Consider the following 13,227-nt stretch of genomic DNA (forward strand, 5'->3'; position numbering starts at 1 on the left):
TCACATTACGATAAGTATGGCGAAGGTCAAAAAACGTAGACATTGCTGAGGTCAATTCTAAATAGATGGCTAAATTAACCGTACCACTACACAGATTATTGACCACTTTATGCAGATGACTTGGTAATATCATAGCAACTGTCTAGAACCACGGTGAACAGCTCCTAGACAGCCAGCCCCCGCAGTGCTTTTAGATTCTTTCACGTACGTAATCTCCTAATTCTATGATGTTTCCAAATTCAAGATATTTACCTTTCCCATCTAGAAGCCTATATGACTTAAAATCTCTACGAAAGAACACAACAGCATCTAATGTCTTTAATTGATAAATGAGCCACCAATTCTGCCCTTCCTTTTTTGGGTAGCTCTGACGACATGATTTTAGGTACTCTTTTATAGACAAACCACGAATTTTTCTTCTATCTAAATCTGCCTCCTTCATTACATCCGGAGGATAAACATATGCACTAAGTTTTGCAGCAGAGATACCTAAGAATTCCGCCTGTCTTTCTAATTCACTTGAAGGATTAATTATTTCTTCCAGTTCTGACTGTGTGAGATTGCTATAAATGTTATTTTTACCACATATTCCGCAATGAAATGAAAGATTAATTTCATTGCTGGTCATAAAGTCATCAAAAAAACACGCGTCGACTTCATTATATTTTCCACAATACTTACACTTTAATGATGCTGTTGTTGACATTGTTATCCCTACAAAAAGCTAACGTCTTAGTATTTATGCGCTGCGCTGTTTGCAGGGCATAAATCGCTTGTCGGACTTGGCCGCTGCCACATCCGTGTCAATTGGTATAAATGATGCTATAGGAATTTGCTTTTTTGCGGTAGCGGTTTTTATACCGTTTTAAGGGTAATTAGTTGATATCTATGGCTGGATGTTACCCTATGAACCAGACTAGGAAAGTCTGATTCACTAGCTAATTTTTGGACAAAAGCGTGTTAGGCCATCAGTTGTAACGGGTGAATTTAGGATAAAAATTCCTGTGGATTAGCGCCTAACTATGGTGCTGATAAAACTTGCTAAAATAGTGTGACGAAGCGGAACCAAGCTAAGTTTAGCCGTTTTAACACAAGTTGCTTGTTATGCGTACTGCTCGGTTATTCCATACAAACCAACAAATCTAATTTTTAAAACGTCATTGTGCTTTAACACTACTTCCAGTTCGTTTCTATCGTACATTACTGGATTTGCTTGTATTGAACCATTCCATGATTTCATAAGTAATATTGCTGATGTTTCAGTGTCAATACCCCACCAATTTTCAACTAATTCATTCAAAAAATTAACTAGAGATTTTAAAGCAATTAATGCGTCCTCAGCGGTATAATCTAATGGATTTACTGCCATTTTTGTAACGTTACACTTTTCTATAGCATCTGAATGTTCAGCTTTATGATAATAAGCTATTTTTGCGTCACCCTCAGATGTAACGATGCTTTGCTCTATGACCTTAACTTTTGGATGTACTAAATTATTTCTTTGGTCTATTAGCTTTTTTATTATTTGAACTTCTTTATTTCCGCGAGGTAACGAAGAGTCTTTATGCCATTGAAGAATGAAATCAAATTTATCTAAAGTAGGAAACCTATCGATTTGGGTGCTGATCTTTGAACTTGTATCTAAAGTTTTAAGAAAAGAGTTTGCCGCCGCTTCTAAAGCGTAATTTACAGATAGAATTGAGGACGTTGATAAAGCTCTGCTTACGTGATTGTTATGTTCATTAAAAGCTAAGTCATAGAGCAACACTGCATCTGAAAATAGAGAGAAAAAGCTATTATCAGTTATTTCTACAGAACGCTTCATACAACTCCTTTTATGCATCTTTTTCAAAAATAGTCGACACTTTTAAAAATACTAAAATTTGTCAATTCCTCTGGCACTGACAAAGATTTCTCTGGTGTTTCTGTCAAGTTTTCTGGCTTGAGCATTCTAAAGTCCGCCTAGCAGCTTAATTTCTCGCTCGTAAACATCTTTCCCTTTTGCAATAGTAAGAGAATCTGAATAGTCAATATTATTTGACTGTTCTGTTCGCTGAGTCATTTGCTCTGGAGAGTAGTCATCCATTTTGTATCGTTCTTTATGCTCAGCGAAAAGAGTTGCGTTATGGTATATAACCCCAAGAGTCTTTATTGCCGATTGAATATCCCCGAGGTTAATAGATGAGAATGGTCGACACAAACGCATAGCATTAATCATATGCTCTTGCTCTTCAAGATTAAATGATAATGCTTTCAGCCCATTTCTTTGCTCAAACGTTAGTTGGGAAAAGCATACAATACTCATATCACGTAGATAAAAACCATGTACTGGGCTAGGCAACTGAATACATTTTGTATAGTCTGAACATTCATATTTGGTGGTGCAATAGATCAAGCAATAAGCGTCATACAACGTATCCATAACTATTTTTGAATTTTTAGCAATATCCGCCATTTCGATATAAAGGACATTTTTATGAGATTTAATCTCATCAGTTCGAATGTAACGCGCAGAATAAAAACCAACCAAACCAGCTAAAAAGGCACCAACCACTGCACCAACCACTGCAACCAATGTATTCACCCAAATTTCCATTATTACACGTCCCTAATGTATAACCTTATTTCACAACAAAATATTTACCCAATGGCTTTCCTTGGATAATTCCTACTTTGCTCCTTTACTAAAATTAGGTCAACTTTCAGATGATCGCTCAGGGCTATGATCGCAATGCTAAAACGCAATGGGGTAATAGCTTTTTAGCTAAACGAACTGCGAAAGTGATAGTTAAGATTGGCATTGTTGTACCAATGACCGTTGGCGGCATGGATGCCGTCGTCGAGCCCACAGGGATACTTCTTATTAAATAAAACATCGGCGAGTCACTGGGAAACAATGACAATTAATGCTGCACAGCTAGCTTTTTGCATCAGTTATTGATGCCGGAATTCGTCATTAAAAACTTGCCTGAGATTGGTTTACTGTACCTGTGACTATCTAAAAATGATGCTTTAGTCGCGCACTCAGGTGTTGTGCTGAACTGGCATAAATAGCAAAGCATTTTATTTACTGGGTATGAAAGGGCATAATGCGGCGCTTACTATTTGTTTGAGATACAAGGAATAACCATGAAGTACTTGGTTAGCGTAGTTGCATGCTGTTTATTATCGGCCTGTTCTTTTGGGGATGCTGATGTTGAGTTTACACCTGAAAAAGGGGAAGAGCGCTCGTATCAGCTGTATAGCACCACTAACATCACTGTAGACAATGGTCAGCGTACCGAAACGGTTAACGCCACGTCACATCAATTGCTGCGTTATAAGGTTCTCGAAACAGGCAAAAACAGTCGGTTTCAAGTGCACGTCGATTATATGAACATGCGCGATGGCCAAGGGAGCGGTGTCAGTAGTGGCCAGCGGGCCGATCGTAATCCAGAAATGCACGCTATTTTCTCGCAGGGGTTTGAATTTTCTTTAAATCTAGACGATGGGAGCGTTAAAGAATTCAGTGCACTGAACAAACCTGTATGGCTGGCGCTGTTGGCTGAACGCGGCGCAGAGCTTGAGCAGGAACTGAAAAAGCTCTTTAGCTCATCTGCCTTCCTTAGCACCATACCCGCCAAATCGGGGGCGGTCGTCGCGCTTCCTGCCTATCAAGGCCACGCCAATGCCAAGCTTACTGTATTGCAAGTCACTGATACGCATGTGTTAGTTAAAGTTGAAAGTGACGGCGAGCAAGCCAAAATATACGGTCAGCTGATGTTAGAACGTGAGCGGGGTTGGTTAGCGCAGTTAGCCTTAGTGGCAGAAGCGCCGTTTGAGCGCTACGGCTATAAGGGCACAGTGCGCAGCAACGTTATTATGTTGCCGCAGGAGCGCCAGTTGGGCGATCTGACGCAGTATTTAGGTTTTTATGATTTCCCAGTATTTGAGTATCAAAAACAACCTGACGTTGTGTTGGATAACGTCAATAAGACCTTAACCCAAGATGCTGTATTTGCCTATGATGCGGGCTACTTTTACCAGCAAGATGATTTATTAAAGCTGACTTATCAGTATGACTTTTCAGGTTTTAAACCCGAAGGCGGGTTTAACTTAACCGATATCACAGCACACAGTGCGGATGGCACAGTACTGCCGCTGCAATTGAGCAAGGTAGGCAGTTACAGTTATCCAGAACAGGATGGTTTCCATCAGTCTGAGCAGCAGAATTTGCTTATCGGTTGGAATGCGCCGAATGACCTCTTAGCTCAGGTTGCTGAGTTTCGCGCGACGGCCCATTACCGCGGCGCGAAATTAGTCAAACTTAACCTGACCCCCGATCCCAGCAAAACTGTGGCCTTGCAGTATGAAGATATACAGCTGGAACTCTCGCCAATCCAAGATAAACCATTCAGTTATTTGCTGAAATCGCGAGGCAGCACTGACAAATCTTGGTTATACCGGCGCTTTGACGGTGCCGAAGGCGCTATGGTGAAATATCTTTCACCGCCGCCCACTGGGCCGGATTGGTTAACCCCGGCAGAGCAAAATATGCTGGCGTTGGCCTCAGCGGCACAATATGAATCGATCACACAGTTTACCTTTCCCGCAGCGCCGCCCACGCTGACACTCTATGTGAATACTGTGGTTGACAGTGGTGAACTGACAAAGAAGATTCGTTTTATTCCGACTCAAGATTACGCGCAAAATGTCGCCTATCCGCCGGTGCAGCAACAACTGCTTTATAGTGATGATATGTATGCGTCCTATGTTAATCAGCCGCAAGTTACTGCACCTGAAGACCCCGCCTTACTTGAGCCGCAAGTCGTGGCCAAATACGGCGTCAGTTTGCTGTTAACTTCCGAGCAGGCAGCGGTGTGCACGCTCAGTGTTGTCGATGCACCTAAGGTCAACGGGCACACACTGCAATGGACAAACACAAGCACTAACAACAAGGGTTTTGGTGGAGGGCTGGATAAGTTTGTGCTGTACCAATTGACTAGCGCCGATGGGATCCGCCGCAATTTTTACGACATCAATGTCAGCAGCACTTTGACCTGTACCGGTACGCCCAAATGGCAAGCGCTAGCGTATCAACCCGAGCAAAGCTGGTTGATTGATATCACTCAGTTGCCGAATGTTGATACCCATCAAACCGTGGCCGACTTTATGCGGCGCTATCGTTTTTTAAATGCGCAAAATTTACAGCTAGCTCCTGCTATTCAAGGTGACAGCAGTGATTTTTATCAGCGTCCGTTGCAGCAAGTATTACGTGAGGAACGCTGGTTTGTACTGGCGGGGCGCGCAGCACAGATAGAGCAGCTGACGATAAGCGGAGAACCGGTCAATAAACAGTGGGTTAATACATTCCCTGCGTTACCTTAAGGAGCAGAATATGAGAGTCTTATTACTATTATCTGCGCTACTTATGTCGTTTAATCTGTCGGCTGAGCGAATTTTACTCGACGAACTATGGCGGCTTAGCGATGTGCCTGGTGAAGCCATTTATTATCAGGAGCAAGCGCCGACAGAGCAAAATGGTGAGTGGCCGCTACAACTCTTTTATCTGGAGACGGATAAACCCGTTTTTAAGGGCAGCGTCAACAGTTCCAATTTAGCCGAGAGTTTTATCGTTGGTGATTTCGAGTTTTTCTACCCCGATGGTCAACTGTCTCGCAAGGGCAGTAGCGATGCACAAGGGCGTTATCAAGGCACGCATCTGCATTATTGGGAAGACGGAGCGCTCTCGGGAGAGTACCACTACCAGCATGGCCAGTTGAATGGAGATCAGAAAAGTTACCATACTAATGGCCAATTAAGGGAGCTTCAGCATCGTGTGAATGGGGCTGAATTAGGATTATCGCAAAGTTATTTTAACAATGGCCAGTTGCAAACACGCGTAACCTACGGCGCTAACGGTATGGAAGGGCTATATGAAAGCTTTCATAACAATGGTCAGCCGGAGCAAACCGTTAATATGGTGGCGGGAAAAAGAGAAGGCGAGCGACTGTATTGGACAAAAGAAGGCTGGTTATACACTAAAGAGTTTTATCTTAAGGGGAAAATACACGGCGAAGTGTTGATTTACCGAGCTGCCGATGTGCTGCAAGAGATTAAACACTATGAGCATGATAAGCAGGTGGGAAACCAGCAGCGTTTTGATGAACAAGGGCGGTTAGCAGAGCTGCAAAAGTATGATAAGGATGGTCGTGAAATTCAACATATTACCTATGATAATGCCGGTAACGTTGCGACCCAAACCGACACGCAATACCTCGCTAAAGGTCAGACTAGCACTGAACAGCGCTTCGATTCTGCGGGTAAGTTAACTTATCAATATCAGCAAGATACTGCAAAAGACTGGAGCTTACGTCAGCGTTTTGATGCAGCAGGTGAGCTGATTGAACGTGATGAACAACTCAAGGGACGATACGATGGCTTGTATATCGGTGCAGGCTGGAATGGTTATATCAGGCGGATAAACTACCGCAAAGGTCAAATGCACGGTGCATATCGAGAAGACAAGGCCGAGGACGGCGGTTTTGTCATCGGCCAATATCACTTAGGGTTAAAGTCCGGCAAGTGGGTCACAAAAAACGCGGATACGACGCGCAATGAGCAGTTTAACCAACAAGGTGAGCTGAGTGGTGAACAAACAGAAATCGCAGCCGATGGCACGATAATGCGCCGAGAGTTTTATAAAAACGCTAAGTTACATGGCGCGTATTTACTGCGTGGCTTTGATAAACAACTGCAAGCTCAAGGTCAATATGTTAACGGTCAGCGCGAAGGCCAATGGACGCTGCAAGATGAAAGCAGCTACAGCATGGTTAAGCTCTGGCATGGCAACTATAAAGCAGGACACGAAGTGGGTCACTGGCAAGCCTTTTCCGCCAATGGCCATTTATTAGGGCTGGCCCAGTATGATGATAAAGGTCAATTGCAAGGCAAAGGCTATAGTTTTAACGAAGATGGCAGCCTGCTGCAAAGTGATGAGTATCTTGATAATCAACTGCACGGCAGGTCGGTGTACTACTTTAATGGTGAACCCTCATCCGAGTATCGCTATCAAAATGGTCTGATGATCAGCGAGTAGCACTTCATTACCTAACCACACCATCAAGCAAAAACCGGCTAATTAGGCCGGTTTTTTGCTTTTTTGCATCTAGTTTGCTTGCCTTGCTTTATCGTCAGGCATACGCGCCGCTTGTCATTAGAGGGCTCACTTCTCAACCCCTCGTTTCGTGTTTACTAACTTGCCAGAACAAACACAATCTCAGCGTTAAACGTCAACACGCCTTTATACTTCTTTGGCTATCACAGGGGGTGTTTTTAAACATGAACAATGCAGATGGGTGTACGAGCTGATTTTCAGCTAAAAGCATTATATTCAATCGGGATGGATAGTTTTACTTTTCAAACTCTTGAAAATAATTATTTATTGTGTAAAGTAGCGACCCTTGCTATTTTGTAACAAAATGATACAGAGTTGCTGTTTTATTTGTCCATTTATTGGATATCCCTTTGCGTATGTCGCCCGACACAGCTAGCAGCAGTCTTGTTAGCTGTTTTTTTTGCCTAAATTTAAATATTGTTTGTTTTTTGCTCTACAAATCCATAGGTTAACACTTAGCCTTTGGATAATTGCGGCTATGCTTATTTCTATAACAAGGTTCCGTGAAAAAGGAGCGTGAGATGAAGCGAGTATTAATTAATTTGACGGGAAAAGTGCAAGGTGTTGGTTGCCGTCATGCGACCTTGACTAAGGCCAGAGCCCTTGGTGTGACAGGATATGTAACCAATTGCCGCGATGGCAGTGTTGAAGTACTCGCCCAAGGCAGTGACATTGCTGTTAATGCTTTAATTGCTTGGTGCGAAGTAGGTGTGCCTTGCACTGAGGGATTAACCGTAACGGTAGGAGAAGACGAGGCTGATGATATCTACCTCGATTTCTCCATCGTTCAGTCTTAATTTAAACGTACCGTGTTAACTTAAGAATTGTGCGGGTTGTGTGTTTATTCAGTATTGGCCAACAGTCTGTATTGATTCGGTATTCTGATTATTTTGCATTGCACTGGGTTGCGCCATCTTGCGGATTTGGATCACCATGCCTATTTCGGGATGATCTAAATAATGGATTTCTTCACTCTTCACGCGGCGGTTTTGCTCCAAAGGCACAGACATTAAAAATGGTGTCATGACTTTGGGCGCCGTGAGTGTTGCGCTGGTATCGGCCGCATCACTGGGTACGGCTGGCATTAATTTTCTGCCTTCTTTGCGTAAGTGCAATGCGGTTTCAATATACAAATAGTGGCTTAAATAGATATTCAGCGTGCCATCTAATTCCCATACCGGTGATACAGCAGGTGCAAGCATTGGCGTGCCATCGGCATTAGTCATAGGCTCTGCTTGAGCTTGCTTAATGATTTTTCTGCCATCGAAGTGATAAGTACCTGAGAAATCTTTACCCGCAAATAAGCGTATGGGTACTGAGCCACTCTTACCACGCATAGGTTGTTGCCAAGCCATGTGCAGTAAACTGCGCGTACCACGTTCGCGGGAAATACTATTGATAATGCTCGCGAACTGACTTTGGCTGCGGGTTAACAATACTGGGTTGCCATTGGCTGTAGGATAACTGATCTGTGCGCTGCTGATTTCTGATGGGATCACCGGCGGGTAACGATATTCCACACTCGCAGGCGCGGCAGGCATAGGTTCTGACGTCGAGGTACCGTTTAAGGTTTCAGCGCAGTGGCTATTTGCATCGGCATCAAAGACCAGTGTGCAAGGCGCAGATGCGCTGGGTATCGGCGTGATTGCTTGCGCGATAGCGGGGGAGATTAAGTCTATTGCGTTATCGGTTTTCGTCTTGTTCGGCGCATCAGGCCATTGTTCACTTGACTGACTTTGGCGTTCAAACACATAGACTTCAACCTCGAACCAAGCTTCTGCTTGGACGACCTGACTGTGTGATAGTGCAATGAGTGTAGCGATAGAGACCGCGAGTTTACGTAACACTATTTATCTCCAAGACGATGTTGCGATAATTGTTCTAGCAAGAGTTTCACTAAAGCGAGCCTGTCTTTACTGGTTTCGGCTGCAAGGCTGAACTTTAACTTATTCGGTCCTTCCATTCGATAGATTTGTGGCTGGCTTTGGAGTAATCCAATAATAAACACAGGATCTATGACATGATCATCACTAAATTCGATGCTGCCACCTTTACTGTGCACTTCTATTTTAGTCGCACCTAAGCGAGTCGCCTCATGTTTATAGAGGGTCATTTCCATTAAGTTACGCGTCGGTTCAGGTAATAAGCCAAAACGGTCGATCAATTCGACTTTTAACTCATCCAGCGCCGCCTGTGTTTCGCAACCTGCGATGCGTTTATAGAGCGACAGACGAATATTTACGTCGCTCACATAGGCTTCAGGCAGAAGGGCTGGGATACGCAGTTCAATTTCGCATTGCTGATTGAGCATTTGCGCCAGTGACGGTTCTTTGCCTTGTTTTAAGGCTTTGACTGCCGCTTCGAGCATTTCCATGTACAAGCTAAAACCAATTTTCGAAATATGGCCACTCTGTTCATCGCCCAAGAGTTCACCTGCGCCGCGGATCTCTAAATCTTGGGTTGCCAGCATAAAGCCCGCACCGAGATCTTCAAGAGCATCAATGGCTTCTAAACGTTTGCGCGCATCTGGGGTCATACGTTTGGGATGCGGCGTCATCAAATAAGCGTAGGCCTGATGATGCGAGCGCCCGACGCGGCCACGCAATTGGTGTAACTGTGCCAGACCAAAGGTATCGGCACGCTCAATAATAATGGTGTTAGCACTCGGAACGTCGATACCGGTTTCGATAATAGTGGTACAGACTAACACGTTGAATCTTTGATGGTAAAAGTCTGACATTACCCGTTCTAGATCGCGCTCACGCATTTGACCGTGGGCAACGACGACTCGCGCTTCAGGCAATAAATCGATAATGCCTTGGGCACATTTCTCAATACTTTCAACATTATTGTGCAGGTAATACACTTGGCCGCCACGGAGAATTTCCCGCAAAATGGCTTCGCGCACAGTCGCGGGATCCGATTCCCGTACAAAGGTTTTCACCGCTAAACGTTTGGCGGGCGGGGTGGCGATAATCGATAAATCGCGCATGCCCGACATGGCCATGTTTAAGGTGCGCGGAATGGGCGTTGCGGTCAGGGTTAAGATATCCACGTTGGCGCGCAGCGCTTTGATTTTCTCTTTTTGACGTACTCCGAATCTGTGTTCTTCGTCGATAATCAACAGGCCTAAGTTTTCAAACTTAGCCTCAGATTGCAGTAACTTGTGGGTACCGATCACGATATCGACTTTGCCTTCTTCCAATTGCTGCAGCACTTGAGTCTGCTCTTTGGCGGTACGAAAGCGTGACATCACTTCAGTGACCACGGGCCAGTCGGCAAATCTGTCTTTAAAGTTTTCATAGTGTTGCTGGGCAAGCAGTGTGGTCGGAACTAGCACGACCACTTGTTTGCCAGCGTTGACGGCCACAAAGGCGGCGCGCATGGCAACTTCGGTTTTACCAAAGCCCACATCGCCACAGACTAATCTGTCCATTGCGGTCGGCGATTGCATATCGGCTAACACGGCGATGATGGCGCTTTCTTGATCGACGGTTTCTTCGAAGGGGAAGCCACGGGCGAATTGAGCGTATTCTTCTTCGTCAATTGCGCAGCTTTCGCCGGGACGCGCTTGGCGACGGGCATAGACATCGAGCAGCTCGGCCGCGACGTCGCGGATTTTTTCAATCGCCTTTTTCTTGGCTTTAGCCCACGTCTCGTTGCCGAGTTTATTTAAGTGGGCGTCTTCATCGGCGCCAACACTGTAACGGCTGATGAGATGCAATGAAGACACTGGCACATACAGTTTGTCACCGCCAGCGTATTCTAATTGCAAGTATTCGGCGACCAGTCCACCCGTATCTAGGGTGACTAAGCCCCGATAAAGTGCAACGCCGTGCTCTAAATGCACTATGGGCTGGCCAACTTTGAGTTCGGCCAAGTTTTTAATCAGGGCATCATTACTGATCTGACGCTGTTTTTCACGCCGACGTTGCTGGGAAATACGATGGCCGAAGAGTTCAGTTTCACAAATGATACTGATACTTTCTTTGGCGCTGATCTGCAGCAAACAACCGCGTGACAGCGGCGACACGATAAGACCTAACTTGGCATCACTTTGAATAAATTCATCAAAATGGTTAAACAGTGCAGGTTTTAACTGAATTTTAGCGAGCAATTCAAGCAGCGCTTCGCGGCGACCCTCGGACTCAGCGCTAAACAACATGCGTTTGGCGCTGCTGGCATAATCTTGCAGCGCTAGCAGCGGTTGCTTTAATTTATGATTGGCGCTGATGTCGGGCAGGGTGCTGGCGGCAATAACAACCGCTTTCGTTGTTTCAATGCCATCTGTTGGCACTTGCATTTGATAACGTGGCAGCGGTTTAAAGGCGGCAAATAACTCTTCTATGAGTAAATACAGCTCTTTAGGCGCCAGTAATGGCCGCAGCGGATCGACGCGTCTGTCTTGATAGCGATGTTCGACTTCTTGCAGATGGGCGCGCGCCGACTTTTCGATATCGCCTAAGGTGACGAGTTGAGTGTCCTTGGGCAAGTAATCGAATAGGGTGGCGGTGTCATCAAAAAACAGCGGCAGGTAGTTTTCGATCCCCGCCGGCATCAAGTTACGGCTCACTAGCTGATAAACCGATTCCGGCTCTTTGACTATGACCTCGAAACGGCGGCGGTATCTTTGCCTAAAACCTTCGATGGCCGAACTGTCGGTTGGGAATTCCTTCGCGGGCAATAGGCGAATCGAGTCGACAGGTTGCAATGAGCGTTGGGTTTCTGGATCAAAATGGCGAATGGTTTCCACTTCTTCATCGAATAGCTCGATGCGCAGTGGCATATTCATCCCCGTTGGGAAGATATCCAGAATCGAACCGCGAATGGCAAACTCGCCATGTTCATACACTTGCTCCACCGAATGGTAGCCAGTGTCGGTTAAATGCTGGCGTACATCGTGTAACTTGTAGCTATCCCCCTTTTTGAGCACAAACACGTTGGCGCTTAAATAGGCCTTAGGTGGCAGGCGTATCATCAAGGTGGTGACGGGCACGATAACGATATTTTGCTCAATCTGAGACAGCTGCGATAGCGTTTCGAGTCGCTGGGAAATTAAATCCTGATGGGGCGAAAAACTGTCGTAGGGCAAGGTTTCGCGGTCAGGGAATAATCTGACCTTAATGCCTGTTTTACTGAGCAAATAACTCAGCTCTAACTCTAAGCTTAAGGCACTTGGCGTGTCACTGGTGACGACTAAGGTCGTTCCCTTATGTTGACGCGCTAAATTGGCGAGTGTAACGGCTTGGCAAACGCCGCCCACGGTGGACAGAGTCTGAATTTGAGTGCCATTTTTGACGGCTGGCGGCGTTAGGGCTGATATGTGAGTCATTGGCGTGCGATAAACTGATTCATTCACAAAGAGTTGCAGACATTGTAGAGACTTGATGGCGTAGGTGCCAGAGAAAAGTCAGCGGCTATTGACGCTCGTCTCTGGCGAGTTTGCGTAACTTGAGTTGTTTCTGTTGCACATTGAGGCTAGCTTTGACTAATTGCTCCACGTCAGATTCAAGAATTTGACTGAATTCAAAGTCGGTTTGCCATTGTAGATGTTCAGGTTGAGTATGTTGTTCTGTTCTGTCATTACGACTCATATCGCCTTCGGCTTGTGCTATTTTTTGTGCTTGAGTGGCGATGACTTTGCCAAAACAGAGAATGGCAACTAATTCGTCGTGAATAAACAGAGTAATTTTATAGTGGGAGCCAATGTCTAAGGCTGTTGGGGTGAGTAATCTCAGGCCACTACCACCAAATTGGTTACCAAAGCATTTTTCGCCCTCTTGAGTTTCTTTTTCTAATACATGTTGCAGCACTAGATCTACTTTGCGGGATTGCAGCTTTAAAAAATCCACGACAACTTTTGCCTCGTTATCTAAATGGCGCAGCTGTAGCAAGCAGTTAGCTTCGAGTGTTTTGACTTCGCTGAGCAGTTGAATGCCTAATGATTGCATTGATCTCAGTGCCATTTCTGAGGGTAATGGCTGGGAACTCGGCCATTGGCTTAGGTAGGCGGTAAAGTGGTGAGGCACACTAAAATACGGATTGGTGTCAGTGAACAAGGCTTGCCTCTT

At 45.1% G+C, this 13,227-nt stretch carries 10 protein-coding genes; 4 read left to right on the forward strand and 6 right to left on the reverse strand.

Going from position 1 to position 13,227, the window contains the following annotated elements:
• Positions 1–190: 190 nt before the first annotated feature.
• The 3 genes from L5M28_RS03030 to L5M28_RS03040 form a co-directional block, all read right to left on the reverse strand.
• Positions 191–706 carry a hypothetical protein gene (locus tag L5M28_RS03030; RefSeq protein ID WP_212601509.1) on the reverse strand — a complete coding sequence of 172 codons (516 nt, stop codon included), beginning with the start codon at positions 704–706 and terminating at the stop codon, positions 191–193.
• Positions 707–1,102: 396 nt separating this feature from the next.
• Positions 1,103–1,825, reverse strand: a complete 723-nt coding sequence (locus L5M28_RS03035) for a hypothetical protein (protein ID WP_263202428.1) — start codon at positions 1,823–1,825, stop codon at positions 1,103–1,105.
• 126 nt (positions 1,826–1,951) lie between these two features.
• Positions 1,952–2,596 carry a hypothetical protein gene (locus L5M28_RS03040; protein WP_263202430.1) on the reverse strand — a complete coding sequence of 215 codons (645 nt, stop codon included), beginning with the start codon at positions 2,594–2,596 and terminating at the stop codon, positions 1,952–1,954.
• A gap of 110 nt (positions 2,597–2,706) precedes the next feature.
• On the opposite strand from L5M28_RS03040, the gene L5M28_RS03045 reads away from it, so the two are divergent.
• The 4 genes from L5M28_RS03045 (at position 2,707) to L5M28_RS03060 (ending at position 7,953) form a co-directional block, all read left to right on the forward strand.
• Positions 2,707–2,871, forward strand: coding sequence for a hypothetical protein (locus tag L5M28_RS03045; protein ID WP_263202431.1), 165 nt, complete (start codon positions 2,707–2,709; stop codon positions 2,869–2,871).
• 258 nt (positions 2,872–3,129) lie between these two features.
• Positions 3,130–5,367 (forward strand): hypothetical protein, encoded by a 2,238-nt coding sequence (locus tag L5M28_RS03050; RefSeq protein WP_263202432.1) that lies wholly within the window; start codon positions 3,130–3,132, stop codon positions 5,365–5,367.
• Positions 5,368–5,377: 10 nt separating this feature from the next.
• Positions 5,378–7,078, forward strand: a complete 1,701-nt coding sequence (locus L5M28_RS03055; protein WP_263202434.1) for a toxin-antitoxin system YwqK family antitoxin — start codon at positions 5,378–5,380, stop codon at positions 7,076–7,078.
• 599 nt (positions 7,079–7,677) lie between these two features.
• The gene (locus tag L5M28_RS03060) at positions 7,678–7,953 is read left to right on the forward strand and encodes an acylphosphatase (protein WP_028759808.1); all 276 of its coding nucleotides are present in this window, start codon (positions 7,678–7,680) and stop codon (positions 7,951–7,953) included.
• A 48-nt stretch (positions 7,954–8,001) separates the two neighbouring features.
• Here L5M28_RS03060 and L5M28_RS03065 read toward each other — a convergent pair whose 3' ends face one another.
• From L5M28_RS03065 to L5M28_RS03075, 3 genes are all read right to left on the reverse strand, one after another.
• A complete protein-coding gene (locus L5M28_RS03065; protein ID WP_263202435.1) occupies positions 8,002–9,003 on the reverse strand; it encodes a peptidoglycan binding protein CsiV in 1,002 nt (333 codons plus the stop codon).
• Positions 9,003–12,488 carry a transcription-repair coupling factor gene (gene mfd, locus L5M28_RS03070; protein WP_113940590.1) on the reverse strand — a complete coding sequence of 1,162 codons (3,486 nt, stop codon included), beginning with the start codon at positions 12,486–12,488 and terminating at the stop codon, positions 9,003–9,005. The genes L5M28_RS03065 and mfd overlap by 1 nt, the downstream gene beginning before the upstream one ends.
• 85 nt (positions 12,489–12,573) lie before the next feature.
• Complete coding sequence (locus L5M28_RS03075) at positions 12,574–13,215, reverse strand: hypothetical protein (protein ID WP_212601065.1); 642 nt, start codon at positions 13,213–13,215, stop codon at positions 12,574–12,576.
• Between the last annotated feature and the right edge of the window lie 12 nt (positions 13,216–13,227).

It is taken from the genome of Shewanella sp. SW32 (assembly GCF_025653365.1).
GTDB lineage: Bacteria > Pseudomonadota > Gammaproteobacteria > Enterobacterales > Shewanellaceae > Shewanella > Shewanella oncorhynchi.